Origin of the sequence: Micromonospora lutea (assembly GCF_016863535.1) — a bacterium.
GTDB classification, from domain to species: domain Bacteria; phylum Actinomycetota; class Actinomycetes; order Mycobacteriales; family Micromonosporaceae; genus Micromonospora; species Micromonospora lutea.
Genome location: NZ_BOPB01000010.1, coordinates 17256 through 41950 on the forward strand (window position 1 = coordinate 17256; position 24695 = coordinate 41950).

General features: G+C 71.5%; 19 protein-coding genes and 1 pseudogene. 10 read left to right on the top strand and 10 right to left on the bottom strand.

Annotated elements, in window-relative coordinates; translation table 11 throughout:
- Window positions 1-124 precede the first annotated feature (124 nt).
- Genes Vlu01_RS28100 through Vlu01_RS10510 form a run of 5 tightly spaced genes read left to right on the top strand, consistent with a single transcriptional unit; the run spans window position 125 to window position 7695 of the window.
- Complete coding sequence (locus tag Vlu01_RS28100) at window positions 125-2302, top strand: molybdopterin oxidoreductase family protein (protein WP_203997157.1); 2178 nt, start codon at window positions 125-127, stop codon at window positions 2300-2302.
- Entirely contained in the window at window positions 2299-3744 is a 1446-nt protein-coding gene (locus Vlu01_RS10495; protein ID WP_203997159.1) for an FAD-dependent oxidoreductase, read from the top strand. Before Vlu01_RS28100 ends, Vlu01_RS10495 begins: the two co-directional genes overlap by 4 nt.
- Window positions 3741-6263 carry a nitrite reductase large subunit NirB gene (gene nirB, locus Vlu01_RS10500; RefSeq protein WP_203997162.1) on the top strand — a complete coding sequence of 841 codons (2523 nt, stop codon included), beginning with the start codon at window positions 3741-3743 and terminating at the stop codon, window positions 6261-6263. The genes Vlu01_RS10495 and nirB overlap by 4 nt, the downstream gene beginning before the upstream one ends.
- Window positions 6260-6607 carry a nitrite reductase small subunit NirD gene (nirD, locus tag Vlu01_RS10505; RefSeq protein WP_203997163.1) on the top strand — a complete coding sequence of 116 codons (348 nt, stop codon included), beginning with the start codon at window positions 6260-6262 and terminating at the stop codon, window positions 6605-6607. Before nirB ends, nirD begins: the two co-directional genes overlap by 4 nt.
- Window positions 6607-7695: a uroporphyrinogen-III synthase gene (locus Vlu01_RS10510; RefSeq protein ID WP_203997165.1), complete on the top strand. Its 1089-nt coding sequence runs from the start codon at window positions 6607-6609 to the stop codon at window positions 7693-7695. Before nirD ends, Vlu01_RS10510 begins: the two co-directional genes overlap by 1 nt.
- A gap of 65 nt (window positions 7696-7760) precedes the next feature.
- Here the strand turns inward: Vlu01_RS10510 and Vlu01_RS10515 are convergent, their stop codons facing one another.
- Genes Vlu01_RS10515 through Vlu01_RS10530 form a run of 4 tightly spaced genes read right to left on the bottom strand, consistent with a single transcriptional unit; the run spans window position 7761 to window position 12264 of the window.
- Complete coding sequence (locus Vlu01_RS10515; protein WP_203997167.1) at window positions 7761-8384, bottom strand: GTP-binding protein; 624 nt, start codon at window positions 8382-8384, stop codon at window positions 7761-7763.
- A complete protein-coding gene (locus tag Vlu01_RS10520) occupies window positions 8365-8727 on the bottom strand; it encodes a DUF742 domain-containing protein (RefSeq protein WP_203997169.1) in 363 nt (120 codons plus the stop codon). The genes Vlu01_RS10515 and Vlu01_RS10520 overlap by 20 nt, the downstream gene beginning before the upstream one ends.
- Before the next feature lie 43 nt (window positions 8728-8770).
- Entirely contained in the window at window positions 8771-9178 is a 408-nt protein-coding gene (locus Vlu01_RS10525; protein WP_099849649.1) for a roadblock/LC7 domain-containing protein, read from the bottom strand.
- Complete coding sequence (locus Vlu01_RS10530) at window positions 9175-12264, bottom strand: sensor histidine kinase (RefSeq protein WP_203997171.1); 3090 nt, start codon at window positions 12262-12264, stop codon at window positions 9175-9177. The genes Vlu01_RS10525 and Vlu01_RS10530 overlap by 4 nt, the downstream gene beginning before the upstream one ends.
- A gap of 442 nt (window positions 12265-12706) precedes the next feature.
- Between Vlu01_RS10530 and Vlu01_RS10535 the strand changes: the two genes are divergently transcribed.
- Entirely contained in the window at window positions 12707-13888 is a 1182-nt protein-coding gene (locus Vlu01_RS10535) for an ABC transporter substrate-binding protein (RefSeq protein ID WP_203997173.1), read from the top strand.
- Window positions 13889-13903: 15 nt separating this feature from the next.
- On the opposite strand, the gene Vlu01_RS10540 is transcribed toward Vlu01_RS10535, so the two are convergent.
- Both Vlu01_RS10540 and Vlu01_RS10545 read right to left on the bottom strand, forming a co-directional pair.
- Complete coding sequence (locus Vlu01_RS10540; RefSeq protein WP_203997174.1) at window positions 13904-14764, bottom strand: ABC transporter permease; 861 nt, start codon at window positions 14762-14764, stop codon at window positions 13904-13906.
- Window positions 14765-14859: 95 nt separating this feature from the next.
- The gene (locus Vlu01_RS10545; RefSeq protein ID WP_203997177.1) at window positions 14860-15882 is read right to left on the bottom strand and encodes an ABC transporter substrate-binding protein; all 1023 of its coding nucleotides are present in this window, start codon (window positions 15880-15882) and stop codon (window positions 14860-14862) included.
- Window positions 15883-16148: 266 nt separating this feature from the next.
- Here Vlu01_RS10545 and Vlu01_RS10550 point away from each other — a divergent pair, with 266 nt between their 5' ends.
- From Vlu01_RS10550 to Vlu01_RS10565, 4 genes are all read left to right on the top strand, one after another.
- Window positions 16149-16934 carry an ABC transporter ATP-binding protein gene (locus tag Vlu01_RS10550; protein ID WP_203997179.1) on the top strand — a complete coding sequence of 262 codons (786 nt, stop codon included), beginning with the start codon at window positions 16149-16151 and terminating at the stop codon, window positions 16932-16934.
- A 2-nt stretch (window positions 16935-16936) separates the two neighbouring features.
- The gene (locus Vlu01_RS10555) at window positions 16937-17887 is read left to right on the top strand and encodes an LLM class F420-dependent oxidoreductase (RefSeq protein ID WP_203997437.1); all 951 of its coding nucleotides are present in this window, start codon (window positions 16937-16939) and stop codon (window positions 17885-17887) included.
- Window positions 17884-18207 carry a cupin domain-containing protein gene (locus Vlu01_RS10560; protein WP_203997181.1) on the top strand — a complete coding sequence of 108 codons (324 nt, stop codon included), beginning with the start codon at window positions 17884-17886 and terminating at the stop codon, window positions 18205-18207. Before Vlu01_RS10555 ends, Vlu01_RS10560 begins: the two co-directional genes overlap by 4 nt.
- A 78-nt stretch (window positions 18208-18285) precedes the next feature.
- Window positions 18286-20466 carry a hypothetical protein gene (locus Vlu01_RS10565; protein WP_203997183.1) on the top strand — a complete coding sequence of 727 codons (2181 nt, stop codon included), beginning with the start codon at window positions 18286-18288 and terminating at the stop codon, window positions 20464-20466.
- A 103-nt stretch (window positions 20467-20569) separates the two neighbouring features.
- Here Vlu01_RS10565 and thiC read toward each other — a convergent pair whose 3' ends face one another.
- From thiC to Vlu01_RS10585, 4 genes and pseudogenes are all read right to left on the bottom strand, one after another.
- Window positions 20570-22162 (bottom strand): phosphomethylpyrimidine synthase ThiC, encoded by a 1593-nt coding sequence (gene thiC / locus Vlu01_RS10570; RefSeq protein ID WP_203997184.1) that lies wholly within the window; start codon window positions 22160-22162, stop codon window positions 20570-20572.
- Between the two features lie 13 nt (window positions 22163-22175).
- Window positions 22176-22964: a bifunctional hydroxymethylpyrimidine kinase/phosphomethylpyrimidine kinase gene (gene thiD, locus Vlu01_RS10575; protein ID WP_203997185.1), complete on the bottom strand. Its 789-nt coding sequence runs from the start codon at window positions 22962-22964 to the stop codon at window positions 22176-22178.
- A 274-nt stretch (window positions 22965-23238) separates the two neighbouring features.
- A pseudogene (locus tag Vlu01_RS10580) lies at window positions 23239-23844 on the bottom strand (thiamine phosphate synthase); the annotation flags it as partial.
- Between the two features lie 65 nt (window positions 23845-23909).
- A complete protein-coding gene (locus tag Vlu01_RS10585) occupies window positions 23910-24695 on the bottom strand; it encodes a thiazole synthase (RefSeq protein WP_203997186.1) in 786 nt (261 codons plus the stop codon).

Sequence of the window (24695 nt, forward strand, 5' to 3'; positions counted from 1 at the left end):
TCTCGTTCCACATTGTAGACCTGGCGAGTCGACTCTCAGCCGAGGTGCGGTGTGAGCGGCTCTTGACAGGGCCGAAACAAACGGGACGCGGACCGGAAACTGCGCAACGGCACGCTTTGCCGACATGACAGACGGTGCACGGCCAGCGACGCGACCGGGGCGGGAGCCCCGGGAGGTGGCGACCCACTGCCCGTACTGTGCACTCCAGTGCGGGATGACCCTGCGCGAGGAGGCCGACTCGGTCAGCGTGCTACCCCGCGACTTCCCCACCAACCGGGGCGGCCTGTGTCAGAAGGGCTGGACCTCGACGGAGTTGCTCGGCCACCCGGACCGGTTGACCAGTCCCCTGCTGCGCGACCCGGCCAGCGGCGAGCTGCGCCCGGCCAGTTGGGACGCCGCGCTGGACCGGATCACCAGCGGCATTCGCGACGTACAGGAGCAGCACGGCCGCGACGCGGTCGCCGTCTTCGGTGGCGGCGGGCTCACCAACGAAAAGGCGTACGCGCTGGGCCGGTTCGCGCGGGTGGCGCTGGGCACCCGGCACATCGACTACAACGGACGGTTCTGCATGTCGTCCGCCGCCGCCGCCGGTATGCGGGCCTTCGGGGTGGACCGGGGGCTGCCGTTCCCGCTGTCCGACCTGGGGCGGGCGGACACCCTGCTGCTGGTCGGCGCGAACCCGGCGGAGACCATGCCGCCGCTGATGCGCTGGCTGACCGAGCAACGGGAGCGGGGCGGCAAGCTGATCGTGGTCGACCCACGGGTCACCGCCACCGCCCGGCAGGCCGACCTGCACCTGCAGCCGTTGCCCGGCACCGACCTGGCGGTGGCCAACGCGCTGCTGCACGTCGCCCTGACCGAGGGCTACGTCGACGGCGAGTACATCGCCACCCGTACCACCGGATTCACCGCCGTGAAACGCACCGTGGCGGGGTGGTGGCCGGCCCGCGCCGAAGCGCTCTCCGGCGTGCCCGTGGCCGACCTGGCGGAGACCGCGCGAGCCCTCGGCACCGCCGGGCGGGCGATCATCCTCACCGCACGCGGCGCCGAACAGCACGCCAAGGGCGTCGACACCGTCACCGGCTTCGTCAACCTCGCCCTCGCGCTCGGCCTGCCCGGCCGTCCCGGCTCCGGATACGGCTGCCTCACCGGGCAGGGCAACGGGCAGGGCGGCCGGGAGCACGGGCAGAAGGCCGACCAGCTTCCCGGGTACCGCCGGATCGACGATCTGGAGGCCCGAGCCCACGTGGCGCGGGTCTGGGGGGTGCCCGCCGACGAGCTGCCCGGGCCGGGGGTGCCGGCGTACCAGTTGCTGGACTCGCTGGGCACGGAGGCAGGGCCACGGGCGCTGCTGGTGTTCGGCTCGAACCCGGTGGTCTCCGCGCCCCGCGCCGCCCGGGTCGAGGGTCGCCTGCGCGACCTGGACCTGCTGGTCGTCGCCGATTTCCTGCTCTCCGAGACGGCCGCCCTGGCCGACGTGGTGCTGCCCACCGCCCAGTGGGCCGAGGAGGACGGCACGATGACCAACCTGGAGGGACGGGTGCTCCGCCGCCGGGCGCTGCGCCCACCCCCGGCGGATGTCCGCACCGACCTGGCGATCCTCGCCGCCCTCACCACCCGCCTCCAAACGCAAGGAAGGGCCCCCTCTTACCGTCTCGTGCATAGCAAGGGCCCCCTCCTAACAGCTGGCACGCCCTCGGACGAGGCGGACGCAGCCGACCCGCACGCGGTCTTCGCCGAGCTGCGCCGCGCCTCGGCCGGGGGCATCGCCGACTACGCCGGGATCAGCTGGGACCGGATCGACGCCACCGACGGCGTCTTCTGGCCGTGCCCCGACGACGAAGGCCCCGATTCCCCTCGACTCTTCACCGACCGCTTCGCCACCGCTGACGGGTTGGCCCGGTTCCACCCGGTGGAGCACCGGCCGGCGGCCGAGGAGGTGTGCGCCGACTATCCGCTGCACTTCACCACCGGCCGGGTGCTCGCCCAGTACCAGTCCGGCACCCAGACCCGCCGGGTGGCGGCGCTGCGCCGGGCGGCTCCCGAGGCGTTCGTGGAGCTGCATCCGGACCTCGCCGAACGGCTCGGCGTCGCCGACGGCGAGCCGGTACGCGTGCGCTCGCGGCGTGGCGAGTTCCAGGCACCGGCCCGGCTGAGCCCCGGCATCCGGCCGGACACCGTCTTCGCGCCCTTCCACTGGGGTGGCCGGGCGCGGGCCAACTCGGTCACCAACGACGCCGTGGACCCAATCTCCGGCATGCCGGAGTTCAAGATCTGCGCGGTACGGGTGGAGAAGGCATGACCGGACGCAGCGAACGGGTCGTGGTGGTCGGCAACGGGATGGCCGGCGCCCGGGTGGCGGCGGAACTGCACGCCCGCGGCGAGGACCTGAAGGTCACCGTGCTGGGCGCGGAGCCGCACCCCGCGTACAACCGGATCATGCTGTCCACCCTGCTCACCGGCAAGATCGGTGAGTCGGACGTGGAGCTGGCGGAGGTCGCCGGACGCGGCGTGGACCTACGCACCGGGGTGACGGTCAGCGCGATCGACCGTGCCGCCGGCCTGGTACGCACCGACGACGGCGACCGGATTCCCTACGACCACCTGGTCCTCGCCACCGGCAGCCAGGCGGTGGTGCCCGCACTGCCCGGGCTCGACCCACGGCAACTCCCGGAGCGGGTGGTCCCGTTCCGCACCCTGGACGACTGTCGGCGCATCCTCGCCCTCGCCGGTGCCGCCCGGCGCGCCCTGGTGCTCGGCGGCGGCCTGCTCGGCCTGGAGGCCGCCCGTGGGCTGGCACTCCGGGGCCTCGACGTGGGCGTGGTGCACCGGGTGCCGTACCTGATGGACCGCCAACTCGACCCGGCCGCCGGTGCCATGCTCGCCGGCACGCTCGCCAACCTCGGCGTGACCACCCACCTGGCGGTGGAACCAACCGCGGTGCACGCCGACGCGGCAGGAGTGCGGCTGGAGCTGTCCGAGGGTCGGTCGCTCGACGCCGACCTGCTGGTGCTCGCCTGCGGCGTACGCCCCGACACCGCCCTCGCTGCGGCAGCCGGCCTGGCCGTGGAGCGGGGTGTGCTGGTCGACGACCGGCTGCGCACCAGTGACCCGCACATCTCCGCGATCGGCGACTGCGCCCAGCACGACGGCACGCTGACCGGGCTGGTGGCACCGGCCTGGGCGCAGGCTCGGGTGGTGGCCCAGGTGGTGACCGGGCAGGACCCACTGGCCCGCTACCGGCCACGACCGGCGGTCACCCGGCTCAAGGCGGCCGGCATCGATCTCGCCGCGATGGGTGACCCGACGGGTGGCCCCGGCGAGGAGCTGACCTTCGCCGACCCGGCCCGGGGCACCTACGCCTGGTTGCGCATTCACGACGAGCGGTTGGCCGCCGCGATCCTGCTCGGCGACAACCCCGCCGTGGGCACGGTGATCCAGCTGTTCGACCGTGGTCACCCGGTGCCCACCGATCGGCGGGCATTGCTGCTCGGCCGAGCCGTCGGCGGGGCCGTCGCGGCACCGGCCGCGTCACCGGCGCTGATGCCGGACGCGGCCGTGGTCTGCCAGTGCAACTCGGTGAGCAAGGGAGCCCTCGTGCGGTGTTGGCGGGACGGAGCACGCACGGTCGACGCCGTGGTCGCGGCGACCCGGGCCGGTACCGGCTGCGGCGGATGCCGCGACGCGGTCGCCGGCATCGTCGACTGGTTGTCCAGAACGGATCCGGTGGAGGTGGGACGATGACCGGCGGAAACGTGGTTGTCATCGGCAACGGCATGGTCGGCCAGCGGTTCGTGGACGCGCTGCGGGCCCGCGACCCACAAAGACGGTGGCGGGTCACCGTGCTCGCCGAGGAGAGCAGGCCGGCGTACGACCGGGTGCGTCTCTCGGCGTACTTCGACGGCGCCGACGAGGAGGACCTGAACCTGCACACCCCGCACGACGGGGTGGAGTTGCGACTCGGCGAGCCGGCCACCGGCGTCGACCGGAGTCGCCGGGTGGTGACCACGACGGCCGACGAGTACCCGTACGACGTCCTGGTCTTCGCCACCGGGTCGTACCCGTTCGTGCCACCGGTGCCGGGAACGGACCTGCCTGGCGTCTTCGTCTACCGGACCCTGGACGACCTCGCCGCCATCCGTCGGTACGCGAAGGACCGCCAGACCGGCGCTGTCATCGGTGGCGGGCTGCTCGGCCTGGAGGCGGCGAACGCGCTGCGCCTGCTCGGGTTGACCACAAGCGTGGTCGAGTTCGCCCCCCGGCTGATGCCGGTGCAGGTGGACACCGCCGGCGGCGCGATGCTCCGCCGCTACGTCGAGGAGTTGGACGTCAGGTGCCACCTGGGCGTGGCCACCACCGCGCTGCGGCCCGGCACGGACGGAGCCGTGGTCGCCCTGGAACTCGCCGACGGCGCGTTGGTCGACGCCGATCTGGTGGTGGTGGCCGCCGGTATCCGGCCCCGGGACGAGTTGGCCCGGGCAGCCGGACTCGACATCGGTCCACGCGGTGGTGTGCTGGTCGACGCCGCCTGCCGGACCACGGACGAGCGCATCTACGCGGTCGGCGAGTGCGCGGCGATCGACGGCACCTGCTACGGCCTGGTCGCCCCCGGGTACGCGATGGCCGAGGTGGTGGCCGACCGGCTGGTCGGCGGCACCGCCACCTTCCCGGGGGCGGACACCGCCACCAAGCTCAAGCTGCTCGGTGTCGATGTCGCCTCGTTCGGCGACGCGCACGGCGCGACGCCGGGCTGCCTGGACGTCACCTGGACCGACCCGGCCACCCGGGCGTACGCCAAACTGGTCCTCTCCGACGACGCGTCGACCCTGCTGGGCGGGGTGCTGGTCGGCGACGCCAGCGCGTACCCGACGCTGCGCGCCAGCGTCGGCGGTCCGCTGCCGGCCGCTCCGCTGGCCCTGCTGGCCGGCGACGACGCGGTGGGAGCCACGGCCGGTGCCCTGCCCGCGACCGCCCAGATCTGCTCCTGCAACGCGGTGACCCGGGCGGACATCGACACGGCTGTCGCGGACGGCTGCGCCGACGTGGCCGCCCTGAAGGCGTGCACCCGGGCCGGGACGAGTTGTGGCTCCTGCGTGCCGATGCTCAAGCAGTTGCTCGACGCGGCCGGCGTCGTCCAGTCGAAAGCGCTCTGCGAGCACTTCGACGTCAGCCGGCAGGAGCTGTTCGACATCGTCCGGGTACGCGGCATCAGGACGTTCTCCCAGTTGATCGCCGAGCATGGTCGGGGGCGGGGCTGCGACATCTGCAAACCGGTGGTCGCCTCGATCCTCGCCTCGCTCGGCAGCGGTCACATCCTCGACGGCGAGCAGGCCTCGTTGCAGGACACCAACGACCACTTCCTGGCGAACCTGCAACGCGACGGCAGCTACTCGGTGGTGCCTCGGATCCCCGGTGGAGAGATCACCCCGGAGAAGCTGATCATCATCGGCGAGGTGGCCCGCGACTTCAACCTCTACACGAAGATCACCGGCGGGCAGCGAATCGACCTGTTCGGTGCCCGGGTCGACCAGTTGCCACAGATCTGGCGTCGGCTGGTCGACGCCGGGTTCGAGTCCGGGCACGCGTACGGCAAGGCGCTGCGCACGGTGAAGTCCTGCGTCGGCTCCACCTGGTGCCGCTACGGGGTGCAGGACTCGGTCGGTCTGGCCGTCGCCCTGGAACTTCGCTACCGGGGTCTCCGCGCCCCACACAAGATCAAATCGGCGGTCTCCGGCTGCGCCCGGGAATGTGCCGAGGCACGCAGCAAGGACTTCGGCGTGATCGCCACCGAAGTCGGCTGGAACCTCTACCTCGGCGGGAACGGCGGCTTCCGTCCTCGACACGCCGACCTGTTCGCCACCGACCTGTCCACGGAAGCGCTGATCACGCTGATCGACAGGTTCCTGATGTACTACATCCGCACCGCCGACCGGCTGCAACGTACCGCCGCCTGGATCGAGGCGATGGAGGGCGGCCTGGACCACCTCCGGGCGGTCATCGTGGACGACTCGCTCGGCCTCTGCGCAGAACTCGACGCCGCGATGGCCCGGCACGTGACCGGCTACTCGGACGAGTGGCGTGACGTGCTGGCAGACGCGGACCGGTTGCGTCGGTTCACCTCGTTCGTCAACGCGCCGGAGGTACCCGACCCGTCGATCACCTTCGTCACCGAACGCGGACAGCCGGTGCCGGTCGGCGGTCAGCCAGCCGCCACACCGGGCCGCCAACCGGTCGCGCTCGGCCTTCCGGAGGTGCGCCGATGACCGCCGCGATGACCCTGAGCTGGGTCGCCGTCTGCCCGGTGGACCGCCTGGACCGGGACCGGGGCGTCGCCGCCCTCGTCGACGGGGTGCAGGTGGCGATCTTCCAGACCACCGACGGGCTGTACGCCATCGACAACCTCGATCCGGTTTCCGGGGCGTACGTGCTCTCCCGCGGCATCGTGGGCAGCCGAGGCGAGGCACCGACCGTCGCGTCGCCGCTGCACAAACAGGTGTACGACCTGCGTACGGGGGACTGTCTCGACCTGCCGGGCGTCTGCGTCGCTCGGCACCAGGTCCGTTGCCACAACGGCATGGTCGAGGTGCGGCTGCGACAGGAGGGTTGATGCGCGAGGAACTGGCCGGCTTCACCATCGGGGTGACCGCCGACCGGCGGCGGGACGAACTCGCCGCGCTGCTCCAACGACGCGGTGCCCGGGTGGTGCTCGCCCCCGCCCTGCGGATCGTGCCGCTCGCGGACGACACCGAACTGCGTGAGGCGACCCGTGCCTGCCTGGAACGGCCACCCGACATCCTGATGGCCAACACCGGCATCGGGATGCGCGGATGGCTGGAGGCCGCCGAGGGTTGGGGGCTCGCCGAGCCGCTGCGTGGGGTCCTCGGTGACGCCTACGTCGTGGCCCGGGGGCCCAAGGCGCGTGGCGCGATCCGGGCAGCCGGCCTGTACGACCAGTGGTCCCCCGCCTCGGAGAGCTGCGACGAGGTGGTCGATCATCTGCGGCAGCGCGGCGTGTCCGGTCAGGTGATCGCCATGCAGCTGCACGGCGAACGGCAACCGGAGTGCACCCGTGCGTTGGAGGACGCCGGTGCCACCGTCATCGAGATCCCGGTCTACCGCTGGGCCCCGCCCACCGACCCGGCACCGCTGCACCGGCTGGTCGACCTGGTGGCGGGACGGCTGGTCGACGCGGTCACCTTCACCTCGGCACCGGCGGTGGAGGCGCTGCTGCGGGCCGCCGGCGATCGCACGGACACGGTGCTGGACGCGTTGCGCAGTGACGTGCTGGCCAGTTGCGTCGGCCAGGTGACCGCCGAACCGCTGGTCCGGCGCGGAGTGCCGGTGAGCGCGCCGAGCCGGGCGCGGCTCGGCGCGCTGGTCCGGACCATCGTCGACGAACTGCCCCGCCGTACGACCACCATCAAGGTCGCTGGACACCTGCTCACCCTGCGCGGCCACGCGGCGGTGGTCGACGGTGAGCTACGTCCGTTGGCCCCGGCGCCGATGGCGGTGCTGCGGGCACTGGCCCAGGCCCCCGGGCGAGTGCTGTCGCGTACCGCCCTGTTGCGTACGCTGCCGCGCGGCGCCGACGAGCATGCCGTGGAGATGGCGGTGGCCCGGCTACGAGCCGGTCTGAAGGCGCCACGCGTCGTGCAGACCGTGGTCAAACGGGGCTATCGCCTCCACGTCGACTGAGCCGCACGGCACCCACCGGCCCGGCGAAGCCGGGCCGGTGGGTGCCGTGCGCAGATTCAGGCGGCCTAGCCGACCGGGGTCGGGAAGCCCCGGTCGTGCTCGGCCTGAAGTCGCGCCATGGCGTGCTCGACGACGGTCACCAGCACCCGCTTGACCGACTCGCGCTGCCGCGCGTCGGTCATCACCAACGGCACGTCCGGCGAGATGGCCAACGCCTCGCGCACCTCGTCCAGCTCGTACTGGGGTGCGCCGTCGAAGCGGTTGAGCGCGACCACGTACGGCAGGTTGCGGTTCTCGAAGTAGTCGAGCGGGGCGAACGCGTCGGTGATCCGGCGGGTGTCCACCAGCACCGCGGCACCCACCGCGCCTCGGATGATCTCGTCCCACATGAACCAGAACCGGGTCTGCCCAGGCGTGCCGAAGAGGTACAGGATCAGATCCTGTGCCATGGTGATCCTGCCGAAGTCCATGGCGACCGTGGTGGTCTCCTTGCCCGGCACCTTGGACGGGTCGTCAATGCCGACTCCCGCCGAGGTCATCACCGCCTCGGTGGTCAGCGGTGTGATCTCGGAGATCGCACCGACCAGCGTGGTCTTGCCGACACCGAAGCCACCCGCGACGACGATCTTCGCGGAGATGATTCCCCGGCTCTGGCGGGCCCCGGCGGGGTCATAGCTCGCGAAGTCCACTCAGCACCCTTCCCAGCATTTCCATCCGCTCCTCGAAACCTGTGGCGGGAGCGGCCGTCTGTAGCGTCAACAGGCCCTCGGCCACCATGTCGGCGACCAGCACCCGGGCGACACCCAGCGGTAGCCGGGTGTACGCGGCGATTTCCGCCAGCGACTCGGGCCGGCCCTCGCAGACCATGGCGATGCGATGCTTGTCGTGCCCGGCGAAACGTGATTCGGCGATCTGGGTGGGACTGGCCACCAACACCGCTTCCAGTGCGATGTCCTGCAACGGCTCGGTCCGGCCCCGGGTGACCGCGTACGGCCGGACCAACGCACCCCGTGGGTCACGCTGCCGATCCATCCGTGATCACCTCCTCTGCCTTCCGCCGGTGTGGTTGCACCCGTTACGACCGCACCGCATCCCGGGGCAGCGGCACCAGCGCCGCCCCCACCCGTTCCACCAGCAACGCCATCTCGTAACCCACCTGGCCGACGTCGCAGCTACGCGCCGCGAGCACCGCCATCGACGACCCGTCACTGATGGACATCAGGAACAGGTAGCCGCTGTCCATCTCGATCACTGTCTGCAACACCCCGCCGGCGCTGAACATCCGCGCGGCACCCTCGGTCAGGCTCACCACGCCGGAGGTGATCGCGGCGAGCTGATCCGCCCGATCCGTCGGCAGGTCGCGCGAAGAGGCGAGCAACAGCCCGTCCGCGGACACCGCCACCACGTGGGCGATGCCCGCCACGCTGTCGGCGAAGTTGCTGAGCAGCCAACCCATATCCTGTATGGCAGCTGGCCTGTTCATCGGCTCGTCTCCTTGGTCGAGGTGCTGTTCTGACTCGCCCCGGCCGTCCGGCCACGCTGGACGCCGCGGTGGTAGGCCGACAGCAGACCGCGTACTTCGTCGGGGGTTCGGCGGCCGTGCTCACGCCCGCTGCGGGGCTCGATGCCACCGGGCACGAGCTGCGCCTGGGGCACCCGCTTCGGCAGCCCCGACCGGGTCGTCCCAGCGGGGGTGGGCTCGGCCGCCTGGCTGGCCCGTGACCAGCCCTCGTCGGCCGCCGTCCGCCAGGCGTCGTCCTGCGGCTGGCCGGTTTCGGGCCGGGCGGACTGCGGCGGAGCGGACTGCGGTGCCGGCGGGGGCGGGGTCACCGGCGCGCTCGGCGCCGGAGTGGTCGTGCTGGCGGACGAGGAAGTGTACGACGGTGGCGGCGCGGGCGTCGCGGCGGCGGCCGCACCCGGCGTGCGGGTTGGCAACGGGCTCCGTCCCCTGGTGGGCTCGACAGGAGGCGCCGGTGGCACGGCGGCCGCCTGCGGTGTCGGCTCGTCGAACTGCGGCCGACTGAAGATCGTGGTGACGTCGTTTCCGTGCGACCGGAACCAGACCGCCTCCATCTCCCGGAAGATCGGCGCCTCGGAGGTCTGCTCGGGTGGGACGGTGATCGGACGCGTCGCGGGTGGGGCGGTGGCGGCCAGGCTGGCACCCAGCCCACGGAACCCGGAGCCGTCACCGCCACTGCCGGGCTGCTGACCGGCGGTCGGCGCGAATCCCGTCGGTGCGGCGACCCCGGCGCCCGCGACCGGTCCCACCGGCAGTCCGGGCGCGGCGAACTGGCTGTGATCGGTACCCCGGCTCGGCAACGGGTCGAGCGTGGGCTGCGCGACGGTTGGCGTACCCGCGCTGAAGCCATTGAAGGCCGGCGGCGGTGTACGGGTCGGCGGCGGGTCGGCGGGAGCCGCCTCCCGGACCGGCCAGGGGGTGCCGGAGGACGTTCCGTCGTGCCAGCGGTCCACCAGCGTCGCGGTGTTGCCGCGCCCCGTGACGCCAGCCGAATCTCCACGGCCCGCCGACGCGAGCGGGGGCTGCTCGACCGCGAGCGGCTGCCGGGGCCGGGTGATCGCCTGGTCGCGTCCGCGCAGGCTGGGTAGCACCACGGTGGCGGCGGGCAGGGTGACCTGCGCGACGGTGCCGCCCTCGACGTTGCGCCGCAACTCGACCCGGATGCTGTAGCGGGCCGCCAGGCGGCTGACCACCGCCAGACCCATCAGGCGGAACGCCGAGACGTCGACCGCGGACGGCGCGGCGAGCCGCCGGTTGAGTGAATCCAACTGCTCGTCGGAAAGGCCGAGACCCCGATCCTCGATCTGGATGAGCACGTAGTCCCGGATCCGTCGCCCGTCGGCGACCACCGTGGTGTTGGGCGGCGAAAACCGGGTGGCGTTGTCGAGCAGTTCGGCCACCAGCCGCACCACGTCGTTGACCGCGTGGGCCGCCACCGACACGTCGGTGTCGACGGTCCCGAACTCGATCCGGTTGTAGAGCTCCACCTCGGACTGCGCGGCCCGGAGCACATCCACCAGCAGAGCGTCGTCGCGGCGCGGCACGGCCGAGTCCGCCCCGGCCAGCACGAGCAGGTTCTCGTCGTTGCGGCGCATCCGGGTGGCGAGGTGGTCGAGTTCGAAGAGCTGGGCGAGCCGCTTCGGGTCCTCCTCGCCGCGCTCGATCGCGTCCAGCTCGCCGATCATGCGGTCGACCAGAGTCTGACTGCGTCGGGCCAGGTTCAGGAACATCGCGGAGACACTGGTCCGCAGGGCCGCCTGTTCGGCCGCGACCCGGACCGCCTCACGGTGCACGACGTTGAAGGCCGAGGCGACCTGACCCACCTCGTCGCGGTTGTTGAGCTGGATCGGATCGCGTACCTCGCGAACGATCTCGTCGACGCTGCCGTCGCTGACGTTGCCCATCCCCTGTAGCCGACGCACCGCCTCCGGCAGGTCGTGGTTGGCCACGGAGAGCGCACCCTCTCGCAGCCGACGCAGGGAGTGGTTCAACGAGCGGGCCAGCACCACGGCCAGGGTCACCGCGATGATCAGCGTGAGCAGCACCAGCGTCGTCTCGACGACGGCCTGCCGGGTGACGTCCGAGCGGGCCTGCTCGGCCTGGGCGAGCAGGCGGTCCTGCAGCTCGATCTCGGCCCACCGCATCAGCTCGTTGACCGCGCCGATCGCTGCCGTGGCCTCCTGCGCGGTGAACGGCGAGCGTTGGTTCACCGACCGGCTGATGTCACTGGCGATCCGGTCGGCCAGCACCACCGCGTCGCCGGAAACGGTGCTCTCGACCAACGCACGCTGCACCGGATCGGCGGCGAGCGAGAAGGCAACCAACGCCTCCTGCTGCCCGGTGAGGGTGGCCACGAAGGCGGAGAACTGCTCGCTGTCCAGCCGGCCGTTGCTGAGTGCGGTGAAGACGACCGCTTCTTCCTCGGCGACGGCCGCCTTCGCCCGGGCGAAGGCGGCGACCGCCCGGCGGGTGTCACCGAGTGCCTCGTCGCCGGGCAGTTGGGCCAGCCCGTCGCCGTAGCCGACCAGGTCGCTGAGGACCACGCCGTACCGCAACGCCGCCTCGGCGACCTCCATCTGCTCGCGGGCGAGCACTTCCTGGCGGGTGCCGTCGAGAGTGTCCAGGTGCGCGTCGATGGCCGTCAGTCGGGCGCGGATCGCCGCGGGCGGGTCACCGAGCTTGGCGCGCTCCGCGCGGTACTCGTCGATCCGCTGTTGGGTCTCCCGCACCCGCAGGTTGTACGCGTCGGCCCGCTGCTGCGGTGCGGCGAGGTAGGCCGCCGCCGCCATCCGTTCGGCGTGCAGGTCGTTCGTCAGCGCGGAGACATTGATGGACAGGGCCGTGAGTGTGCGGGCCTGACTCGCGTCGTAGGCACCCTCGACAACGGAGACCAGGCGGACCGTGGCCAACGCGATGACCGCCGCCACCGGAACGACCAGAATCAATGCCAGCTTGGACCGGATCCGGGCGTCGCGCAGCCGGGGCAGCCGAGCGCCTTTTTTCTGCGCGGCTTCACCACTGGCGGGCAGGGTCGTCGGTCCGGTGCTCACGACATCGCCTCCGTCGTTTTCTTCCCGCCAGAACCGCCGACCCGTGCGTGGAGCGACGGCCGGCGCCATGCGCGGCACGGCCGCGATTTCATCAGACGAGATCGTGTTTGGGAAGCCGCAGGCGGGCAGGAAACGGTCGGACGGCATGCAACCTGTGATCCGGTCAACTAATACCTACATTTCCACAACGCCCCTGAACAGGGCATGTAACTCCAGAGTGGTCAAGCGTGTCGGCACAGTGAGCATTTGAAAACATTTGGTTACGCCAACATGTGGGATCGGCGTCCCGAAACGTCTTCGCTGACCCGCTTGACCGCAGGGCCCGGCATTGGCAAGGTTTTGCAGGCTTCGCGCACACGGTACGGCAGAGCCGTCTCATTATCCACAGAGGACGGCTGAGCCACCGATCAGCGGGCCCCCGTGCCGCATCAGGAGGACCGAGTTGACCCCCTTCCGCTCCGCGACCGCCACGGCGCTCGTGTCGACCCTGCTCGCCACCACCCTCGTCGGTTGTCAGTTCGGCGGGGACGAGCAGGACACGAGCCCGATCGTGATCGCCGCCGACCTGGAACTCTCCGGTGCTGCGGCCGGGGTCGGCAAGGCGTACCGGCAGGCCCTGGAACTGAAGGTCGAGCAGTTGAACGCCTCCGGCGCACTCAACGGCCGTAAGGTCGACCTATTGTTGAAGGACAACAGGTCCGACGCCAGTGAGTCGCTGCGGAACATCGTCGACTTCAGCAACGATAAGCGGGTCACCGCCATCATCATGGGTGGCTGCAACGAATGCGCTGTCGGTGCGGTGCGTACGGTCAATGAGAAGCAGATCCCGACCATCGCGCTCGCTGCGGCCGGCGCTGTGGTGAACCCGGTCGCGGAACGCCGCTACATGTTCAAGCTGGCCCCCAACGCCGACGACAACGCCGCAGCGCTCACCGTCGAACTGCGCCGCCGCAACATCGAGCGGGTCGGCCTGCTGCGCAGCGACGACGCCTACGGCCAGGAGGGGGCCAAGGCCCTGCGCCGCGAGTTCGGCAAGGTCGGCATCCAGGTGCTGGCCGAGGCATCCGTCCGGGGCACCGACACGGAACTGGACGGCCCCGCCGGCAGGCTGGTCTCGGCCGACCCCGACGCTGTGGTCATCTGGACCCCTCCGGAGCAGGCGATGCTCGCGTCCAGCGCGGTCAAGCGGCTCAGCTACACCGGTGCCCTGTTCCTCGACGCCGCAGCCGCGGGTGACCTCTTCCTCGGCTCGGCCGCGCGGTCCGCAGAGCGGGCCACCCTGGTCTTCACCCAGACGATGGTGATCGACGACGTCATCGCGACCACCCCCGCGAAGGCCGCACGACGTCAGTGGTTCCAGGCCTACACGGCCCAGTTCGGCGGCTACCACGGCTCCTCGTCGTTCGCCGCGGACGCGATCCAGCTCATCGCCGACGCGGAGCTGCGGGCCGGCGGCCCCGTCGGCGAGGTCGACCGGGACCGCCTCCGCGACGTGCTGGAAACCTCCCAGATGGACGGCCTGTCCGGTCCGATCCGGATGACGCCGGACAACCACTCCGGGCTGATGCCGCAGGCGCTGACGACCCTGGTCGCCCGTAACGGCCGGTGGCGCCTGGCGAGCTGAGCCGGCCCCGGTCGGTCAGCGGCTGGAGGTGGTTTCCCGCAGCCAGGGCAGGCTGCGCCGTTCCAGGAGGACCAGCGCGGCGTAGAGCAGGATGCTGACCAGGGCAACGAGGATGATCGCGGCCCAGGCGGTGGCGGTGTCACCGATGCCGGCGTACTGCTGGACCACGTAACCGAGGCCGCCCTCACCGGCCTGGAACTCACCGATCACGGCACCGATCGCGGCCAGCGGCATGGCGACCTTCAGGCCCACGAAGATCTGCGGTAGCGCGGCCGGGAAGCGGACCTTGCGAAACGCCTGCCAACGGGAGGCGTTCCAGGACCGCACCAGTTCGGCCAGTTCGGCCGGAGTGGTGGTCAGGCCGGTGGCGGTGGACAACACGATCGGAAAGAAGCAGAGCAGGAAGACCATGGTGAGGATCGGCTTCTGACCCCAACCGAGCGCCACCACCAGCAGCGGGCCAAGGGTGATCTTCGGAACCGCGTTGACCGCGACCAGCAGCGGGGTGAACATCCGCTCGACCGTCCGGGAGGCGGCCAACGCCAGGCCGATCAGCACCCCGGCCACCGCGGAGAGCGCGAAGCCGATCAGGATCTCGCCGGTGGTGGCGAGGGTGTGCTCCAACAGTCTGGCCGGCCGTTCGGAGAACGCGGTGAACACGTCACCGGGCGGTGGCATGGCGGCCGGGTGGATCAGCTCCAGCCGGGCCACCAGCCACCAGAGACCGAGCGCGATCAGCAGCCCGGCTGCCGGCAGCAGCGCGGCGGCCGTACCCGAGCGCAGGTCACCCGCTCGCCACCGTCGGCCACGCGCTGCGGCCGAAGGCTGCTCGGGTTCGAGCGTCGCCTCCGGCGGCCGTGGGCGGACGTCGGTCATCGGATCCTCCTGCGGTTCGGTGCCATCGTGAACGGGGAGCGGAGTACGCCGCACCGGCGAGCAGTGCGGCGTACCTCCGTGCGATACGAGCGACCTCAGGCCTTCGGCGCGAGGTTGAAGTCGATGATCTGATCGGGGGTGAGGTCCGACTTCAGGGCACCGGCACCGCGCAGGATCGCGATGCTCTTGGCGACCCGGCCGCTGTCCAGCGTGCCCAGTGCGGTGCCCGAGTTGCTGGACCGGACGTAGCCGGCCATCAGCTGCAGCTCGGCGGCAGCCGCCGCAGGTACGACCGCCTCGGCGTTCTTGGCCAGGATCTCGGCCGCCTCGTCGGGGTGCTCCAAGGCGTACTCCAGGCCCTTGAGCACCGCCTCGGTGAACCGCTTGACCTGCTCGGGCTTCTCGCTGGCGTACTGCTTCGAGGTGATCAGCACATTGCCGTAGAGGTCCTGCATCACGTTGCTGTACGGCAGCAGAACCGCCTTCTTCTTGGTCACCGTCTCGATGGTCGGCTGACCGACGACGAACTGGCCGATGCCGTCCACCGAACCGGAGGCCAGGGTGCCCATCAGGGTCTGCGCCTCACCGTTGACCCACTTCACCTTGGTGTAGTCGATGCCGGCCATCCGCGCGTACGTCGGGAAGAGGTTGCGGACCACCGAGCCGGGGGTGTCGGCGAGAGTCTTGCCCTCCAGGTCCTTCGGCGTGGTGATGCCGGTCCCGTCGACCGTGGCGATGGCCGCCATGGTGCGCTGCTGAATAGCGGCCACCGCGACGAAGTCCTTGGCGTCGCCGTTGCCGAGCTGGAGCAGCCCACCGGTCAGGTCGATCGGGCCGAAGTGCGCCTGACCGCCGACGATGGTCTGGATAACGGCGCCGGTGCCCTGCCCCGGCTTGATCTCCACGTCGAAGCCGGCGTCCTTGAAGTAGCCCTTCTCCTTGGCCACCCAGGCGTAGGAGTCGCGTCCGAAGTTGCCGAACGAGGTGAGGTACGTCACTTGCTCCAGGGAGGAGCCGACGTTGTCGCCGTCAGCGTCGTCCGAGCTGCTGCACGCGGAGACCAGGGCCAGGGCGGTGGCGATCGTAGCCGCGGCGACCGTACGGGTCAGCCTTCTCATCAATGCACCTTGTCCTTTCCAACCGGGGCGTCGGGCCGCCGGGAGGGAGTTGTCGGGGCGGCACCGGCAGCCGGATGGAAGCCGACACCGCGTATCGAGGGGGACTCTCGCGGGCACAGCGTACGAGAACCCCATCTATGCGACGCCAGGCGTACCGTGTTGCGGAACGGATACAAAGTGTTGTCCACCCCGGACGGTGCGATACAGGACACGGGCCGATAGCCTTTGCCAGTTCCTGACTTTCCACTCAGGGGAGGCACGTCGGCATGATCCGACTCTCCGAGGTGTCTCGCACCTTCGACGGCCGCGCCGGCCGGGTCGAGGCGCTGCGAGGTATCGATCTCGACGTCGCCGACGGCGAGTTCGTCGCCGTACTCGGGCGCTCCGGATGCGGCAAGTCCACGCTGCTGCGGCTGATCTCCGGTCTGATCCCGGTCACCTCCGGCGAGGTCACCGTCGCCGGCAAGCCGGTCACCGGACCACGCCGGGACATCGCCATGCTGTTCCAGCGGCCGGCCCTGCTCCCCTGGCGCACCGTCCTGGACAACGTCCTGCTGCCGGTGGAGGTGTTCGGCTGGAAGCGCGCCGCGCACCGCGACCGGGCCCGGGACCTGCTCGACCTGGCCGGGCTGTCCGGCTTCGAGAAGCGGCTGCCACACGAGCTGTCCGGCGGCATGCAGCAGCGGGTCTCGTTGTGCCGGTCGCTGATCGGCGACCCCCGGGTCATGCTGATGGACGAGCCCTTCTCCGCGCTCGACGCGCTCACCCGCGAGGAACTCGCCGGCGAGCTCCAGCGGGTGCACATGCGCAACGGCGCAACTGTCGTCTTCGTCACCCACTCCATCGACGAGGCGGTGCTGCTCGCCGACCGGGTGATGGTGCTCAGCCCGCGCCCCGGCCGCGTCCGCAAGGTCGTCGAGGTGACCATTCCCCGCCCACGCACCCTGGGTCGCAACGCTCATCTGGCGGAGGTCGCCCAGGTGAGTGCCGACCTGCACGAGCTGCTGATGGAACGCGACCAGCCGGCGGGAGCCGGCGCGGAGGGACGATGAGCATGCGGGTGTCCGTCTTCACGGAGCCGCACCGGGGTGCTACCTACGATGACCAGCTCCACTTCGCCCAACTCGCCGAGCAGGGCGGCTTCGACGCCTTCCTCCGGGCCGATCACTACCAGGCCATGAGCGACGAGCCCGCCCCACCCGGACCCACCGACGCCTGGCTGACTCTGGCGGCGCTCGCCCGGGAAACCAGCCGGATCCGGCTCGGCACGCTGGTCACCTCGGCGACCTTCCGGCTCCCCGGTCCGCTGGCGGTGATGGTGGCCCAGGTCGACCAGATGAGTGGCGGTCGGGTCGAGTTGGGCATCGGTGCCGGCTGGTACGCCCGGGAGCACGTCTCGTACGGCATCCCCTTTCCCGGCGCCAGCGAACGCTTCGACCGCCTCGCCGAACAGCTCGACGTGATCACCGGTCTGTGGCGCACCCCGTCCGGCGGGACCTTCAACTACGTCGGTGACCACTACCGGCTCACCGACTGTCCGGCCCTGCCCAGACCGGTGCAGACCCCGGGCCCCCCGGTAATCATCGGCGGGCGCGGCCCGAAGCGCACCCCGGAGCTCGCCGCCCGGTACGCCGACGAGTTCAACGTCCCCTTCACCAGCGTCGAGCAGGCCCGCGAGGCGTACGGGCGGGTGCAGGAGGCGTGTCAACGGGTCGACCGGGCCGGCAGCGGGCGACCGCCGTTGACGCTCTCCGCTGGCATCGTGGTGGCGATCGGACGCACCGACAGCGAAGCTCGACGCCGGGCGGCGCCACTGCACGTCAAGAGCGCCCTGCCGCCCGAGGACCCGGTGGTCGGCTCGCCGCAGCAGCTGATCGACCGGATCGGCGAGTTCGCGGCGATCGGCACCACCCGGGTGCACCTACGCCTGATCGACCTCACCGACCTGGACCACCTGGAGCTGATCGCCGCCGAGGTGCTCCCCCGACTGGATGGAATCCGATGACCGAGACGCCGTCCGACCTTTCCACGTTCGAGCCCGTACTCGGCCCGGTGGGGCAGGAGATCGTTCTGGAGAACGACCGGGTCCGGGTCTGGCACATCCGGCTGGAGCCCGGCGAGCGCCAGCCGCTGCACCGCCACGACCACCCCTATCTCGTGGTGGCCGTCCAGGGCGCGAAGAACGTCATTCAGACCGTCGACGGCGTGCGGATCGACGCCGACGAGCCGACCGGTGGCGTGGTCTACCGCGATCCGGGGGCGGTGCACATGCTCACCAACGTCGGGGACACGACATATCTGGCCCGGCTGGTAGAGCTCAAGTAGACCCGCCGCGACCAGGTCGTACGTCCGTTCACGGCGTGCCGGTGGCGATTGGTGGCAACGGACCGTAACGTGCCCGTCATGGCCCATCGGACATCGAGCCGACTACTGTTCACCGCGTTCGGCGTTAGCCTGCTGGCCGGGGCCGGGCAGCTCGGCCTCGCCTTCGGCTTCGGCATCGTCCGGCTCACCGGCACCTTCACCGGCGCGAGCATCAACCAGTGGCCGGCACAGCTCGTCTGGGTCGGCTGGTTCGCCATGAACGCCGCCGTGATCGGTGCCATGCTGACCGAGCGGCTGGTCCGTCACGGTGGGCAACTCACCGGCACCCCCCGACAGCTCGCCGTCGCGGGCGGCGCCGCCCTGGGCGCCACTGTCGTGGCCCCGCTGTGCATGCAGCCGGCCCGCAACGCGGAACTCATCTCGGTCGACCCGGTCTGGGCCGTGGCCATCTGCGCCGTTCTCGGCGCGGTGGTCGGTGCCGGTGCCGCTGTGGCCGTGCTGGTCCGGCCGCCGCTGGCCTGGAACATGGCCGCGGTGGCCGCAGTGGTCTGGCTGCTCGCGTTGCTCTCGGTGCTGCCGTCGCTGGGGGCGAGCGGACCACTGACCCCGGTGCGCCTCGGCGTGCTGGAGCCGACCTGGCTCGCCGCCGGCACCGCGCAGCAACTGGCGCTGCTGATCCTGCCGATGGTGACGCTGCTGGCCGGCGCGGCGACCGCGGCCGTGGCCCGGTGGCGTGGGCATCCCCCGCTGGTCAGCGGGCCGAGTGGGGTCGCCGGACCGGTGCTGGTGGCCTTTGCCTACCTGGCCGCCGGCCCGGGCGACGCGGGCGACCGGTACCAGTTGACCCCCTACTACGGAGCGCTGATCGCGGTGCTGGTCGGTGCGCTCGGTTCGGCCGCCGCAGCTCTGCTGCCCTGGACGCTCCCCGACCGGTTCAGCCACCGGGCCGCCACGCCCGCCAGCAGGACGACCGCCGAGTCGACAGTTATCGAGCCGACCGCCATCCTCCAACCGCTGCCCGCGACCCCCGCGCTGCCTCCCTCGACCAGTGCCCCGACCGACACGTCGGCCACCCCGGTCGTCGTCGACAGCGACACCGAGGCCGCCCGTCCGACCGGCGACGCCCGCGCCGCCGCCTCGGACGGCTCACCGCCGCACTGGCACTGGCCGGTCGCGCACACCGACCCAACCGCCGCCGCGGCCACGCCGACCGCCAGCGATGCGGACACCCGCAGCCAGGTAGCCGCCGTCACCGCACCACCGCCAGCCGCCGCCACACCACCGCCAGCCGCACCGCCGGTCGCCGTGGGGCGCACCGACAGCGGGCAACCCGGAAACGACGTGCGATCCGTCGACAACGACGCCACCACCGACAACCACGAGCAGGTCGACGACGGCGCCGAGGGCGACCGGGCGGACGACGGTACGGAGCACGCGGACGAGCCTGTGAGGCGCACCGACGCCACCGACCGGTCACCCGACGAGGAGGGACCGCACCGCGGAGAGGGACCGCGTGAGCCGGCCGGGCCGCAGTTCGGTGGACAGCCCGCGGCGGGAACCGACGGGAAGCCGGATGCGGCCGTCGATCCGACGCCGGTCGGCGACGGCAGTGACCTTCCCCGACCGACACCCGTCACGATGGAGCCGGAAGCTCCGGTGGCACCCACCGGAAAGACCCCGACGCCCCGACGCACCCGCGGGCCCCGGACACCGACCCCGGCGGCGGTCCCGCCACCCGCGACACCCGCGACACCGGCGGTGCCGGACACGCCGACCGTCGAGCCAGCACCAGCGGTGGATGCCGGAGGCGGGGAGGCGGAGGAGGTGTCACCGGAGGCGACGCCTCGGCCCCGGCAACGGTTCGCGCTGCCGGAACTCGGCCGGGCGACGGCCGGGCCCGACACGTCTGCCGCGCCCGGCATCGCAGCGGCTGTTCCGGAGACCCCGGAGGTTTCCATCGAGACGGCGGCCACCGCCCGGGACCTGTCGGCCGCCTTCACGAAACCACCCGCCGTCCGGGCCGAGGACGTCCAGCCGGACGGCGAACCGGAGAAGGGCCGACGCGGGCTGTTCCGACGGGGCCGGCCCCGCTCCGGAGAGGACGCCACGACCGAGCACGACGAGCCGCTGGCGGCTCAGGACGAGGAGTACGTCGACTGGGTCGCCGGCCTCAGCCGACCGCTGGACGACGACGAGACGACGCCCCCGAAGGAGCCGCGCCGCTCCCTGCGGTCGACCGGGCGGCACCACCGGCGCTGAGGCCCCACACCCCTGCCGACGTCACCTTCCCACGAGGGTACGGCGCGTTCACCGTCGATGATCACGGCAGGGGTCATGGGGCGGCGACACTTCACCCGCCCGCTCAGGCCAGCGGCAGATAGACCTTCCCGCCGGAGGCGACGAACTCGTCGGACTTGTCCTGCATGCCCCGGGCGGCGTACTCCTTCAGATCTTGCGTGATCTTCATCGAGCAGAACTTCGGCCCACACATCGAGCAGAAGTGCGCGGTCTTCGCCGGCTCGGCGGGCAGCGTCGCGTCGTGGTACGACCGCGCGGTCTCCGGGTCGAGCGAGAGGTTGAACTGGTCTTCCCACCGGAACTCGAACCGTGCCTTGGAGAGCGCGTCGTCCCACGCCTGCGCGCCGGGGTGTCCCTTGGCCAGGTCCGCCGCGTGCGCCGCGATCTTGTACGCGATCACGCCCGCCTTCACGTCGTCCCGGTCCGGCAGCCCGAGGTGCTCCTTCGGCGTGACGTAGCAGAGCATCGCGGTGCCGAACATGCCGATCATCGCCGCCCCGATGGCCGAGGTGATGTGGTCGTAGGCGGGCGCGATGTCGGTGGTCAGCGGGCCGAGCGTGTAGAAGGGCGCCTCGTGGCACCACTCCTGCTGAAGGTCGACGTTCTCCTTGATCTTGTGCATCGGCACGTGCCCGGGACCCTCGATCATCACCTGCACGTCGTACTCCCAGGCGATCTTCGTCAGCTCGCCGAGCGTACGCAGTTCGGCGAACTGCGCCTCGTCGTTGGCATCCGCGATCGAGCCGGGCCGCAGGCCGTCACCGAGGGAGAACGTCACGTCGTAGCGGGCCAGGATCTCGCATAGCTCCCGGAAGTTCGTGTAGAGGAAGTTCTCCTGGTGATGCGCCAGGCACCAGGCCGCCATGATCGAGCCACCCCGCGACACGATGCCGGTGACCCGGTCCACCGCCAACGGCACGTACGGCAGCAGCACCCCGGCGTGCACCGTCATGTAGTCCACGCCCTGCTCGGCCTGCTCGACGACGGTGTCCCGGAACACCTCCCAGGTCAGCTTCACCGGATCACCGCCGACCTTCTCCAGGGCCTGGTAGATCGGTACCGTGCCGATCGGCACCGGGGAGTTGCGCACGATCGCCTCGCGGGTCTCGTGGATCCGCTTGCCGGTCGACAGGTCCATCACGGTGTCCGCACCCCACCGGGTGGCCCAGGTCAGCTTCTCCACCTCCTCGGCCACCGAGGAGGTCACCGCCGAGGTGCCGATGTTCGCGTTGACCTTGACGAGGAACGCCTTACCGATGATCGCCGGCTCGCACTCCGGGTGGTTGACGTTGAGCGGCAACACGGCCCGCCCCGCCGCGATCTCGTCCCGGACGAACTCCGGTGCCATTCCCTCCCGGATCGCGACGAACTCCATCTCCGGCGTCACGACACCGGCACGCGCGTACCTGAGCTGCGTCGGCCGCTTGCCGTCCGACCCGGCCAGTGGCGTCCCGGCACCCCGTACCGGCGCCACGTCGGCCCGCTCGGCGATCCACGGTCCCCGTAACGGCGACAACCCGACCTCGGGATCAGAGCCCGGCCCGGAGGTGTCGTAGAGCCGTACCGGTGGGTTGTCCCCGGTCAGTTCCACCTCCGCGAACGGCACCCGGATGTCCGGTCGGGACCCCTCGACGTACACCTTGCGACGTGCCTGCATGCAGCCTCCTTGATCAGGCGGACCAGCCGAAGTGGTCCATCGGTCCGCGTCCCGCGCCCAGTTCCCAGTCACGCGCGCCGGTCAGCGCGCGAGTCACGTACTCCTTCGCGGCCCCGACCGCTGCCGGCACCGGATCACCCATCGCCAGCCGCACCGTCACCGCCGCCGAGAACGAACAGCCGGTGCCATGGGTGTGCCGGGTCGACACCCGAGGGGCACGCAGCACCGTCGTCCCGTCCGGGCCGTGCAGCACATCCACCGACTCCGCACCGGCGTCCACGTCGCCACCGGTGACGATCACCCACTCCGGTCCACCGGACGCGAGGGCCTGCGCCGCCGTGACCATCTCCGCCACGTCCGTCACGGCTGCCCCGGTGAGAGCTGCTGCCTCCGCGCTGTTCGGTGTCGCCAACCGGGCGTACGGCAGCAGCCGCTCCACCGCCTCCACCACGCCGAGCTGGTGCCCGCTGGTGGCCACCAGCACCGGGTCGACGACCAGTTGCGGTAGCCGGCCGGCCGCCGCCGCGTCGGCGATCGCGGTCGCCACGGCCGGGGTGCCCAGCATTCCGGTCTTGACCGCCCGCACCGCGAAGTCCGACAGCACGCTGTCGAGCTGGTCGGTGACACATTGCGGCGGCAGCGGCAGCACCGCGTCCACGCCCCGGGTGTTCTGCGCGGTCACGGCCGTGAGCACACTCGTGCCGTACGCGCCGAGCGCGGCGAAGACCTTCAGGTCGGCCTGAATGCCGGCGCCGCCACCGGAGTCGGAACCGGCGACGGTGAGCACGGTGGTGGGGGTCACGTCACGTCCTTTGTCGTTGTGGTTGTGGTTGCGGTGGGGGCTGTGGCCGACCGTGCCCACTCCGGGCGGTCAGGCTTGATCCCTGCGTGGGCACGGTCGGCCACAGCCCCGTCGTGGGTGACCTTCGGTTGGACGTGCCGGCTGGGGGGCTTGGGGGCGTCGGGTCGGCGTGGGCACGGTCGGCCGCAGCCCCGTCGTGGTGGGCACGGTCGGCCACAGCCGCGTCGTGGTGGGCCCGGTCGGACGTGCCGGGGGGAGGGGCGGGGGCCGGGTGGTCGGGGAAGGCGGCGGTCAGGGCGGCGGCTGTCTGGTGTGGATCGTCAGCCCGCATGATGGTGCCGAGGACTGCCACTCCGGTGGCTCCGGCCCGGACACAGGCGCGTACCTGATCGGGGGTTTCGATGCCGCCGAGGGCCAGGGCCGGCACCGGGCTCCGCCGGACCAGCTCGGCCAGCCCTTCGGGCAGCAGGGGCGGGCCGTAGCCCGGCTTGGTCCGGGTGGGGAAGACCGGCGAGAGGGTGACGTAGTCCTCGGTGGTGAGGCGGCCCAGTTCGGCCGCGTCATGGCAGGAGCGGCCGACCAGGTCGGCGGCGGGCGGCGGGTACGGGCCAGCAGCCGGCAGGTGCAGTGCGATCGGGCAGCGGTTGGGATCGGCGTCCAGCAGCGGGTCCGAACCGGCGACGATCAGGGTTGCGCCGGCCTCGTCCAGGATCGACCGCAGCTCGACGGCGAGGGCGAGGCGCTCGACGCGCGGCAGGTCCTTCTCCCGCAGTACCACCCACCGCACTCCCCCGGCCACCGCCGCCGCCACCACTCGAATCAGCCCACCCCGTGCCACCCGCCGGTCCGTCAACACGACGACACCGGAGATCGGCGGGATCTTGGTCGGAAATCGCCCTTCACGGGGCAGTTCCGCACCAAGATCCACGGATTCGGACCGCGCGGTCACAGGTCGGGACGACCTTCGTCGGGAGTGGAGGCGAGGGCGTGGAAGCGGCGCGGGATGCGACCGGCGGCGTGGGCGAGCCGGCCGGCCTCGATGGCGTACCGCATCGCGGTGGCCATCGCCACCGGGTCCGCCGCCCGGGTCACCGCGCTGGCCAGCAACACCGCGTCGCAGCCCAGCTCCATGGCGAGCGCCGCGTCGGAGGCGGTGCCGATGCCGGCGTCCAGGATCACCGGCACGGCGACGTCCTGCCGAATGAGCCGGATGTGGTGCGGATTGTTGATCCCCAAGCCGGAGCCGATCGGCGCACCGGCCGGCATCACCGCCGCGCAGCCCACGTCGGCCAGGCGCCGCGCCAGCACCGGATCGTCGGAGGTGTACGGCAACACGGTGAACCCCTCGTCGACCAGTTCCTCGGCGGCACGCAGCAGTTCGACCCCGTCGGGCAGCAGCGTCCGCTCGTCGCCGATCACCTCCAGCTTGATCCAGTCGGTTTCGAACGCGTCCCGGGCCAGCCGGGCCACCTTCACCGCCTCACTCGCCGTGTAGCAGCCGGCGGTGTTGGGCAGCAGCCGTACACCACATCGGTCGAGCAGGTCCAGCAAGCCGCCCGAGCCACCCGGCACACTCTCCACCCGGCGCAGTGCCAGGGTGACCAACTCGGTGCCCGATGCCCGGATCGCCTGCTCCAGCACGTGCAGGTTGGCCGCACCGCCGGTACCGAGGATCAACCGCGAGGTGAACCGCACCCCGCCCAGCTCGAAGCCGGTCGCCTCGTTGTCCAT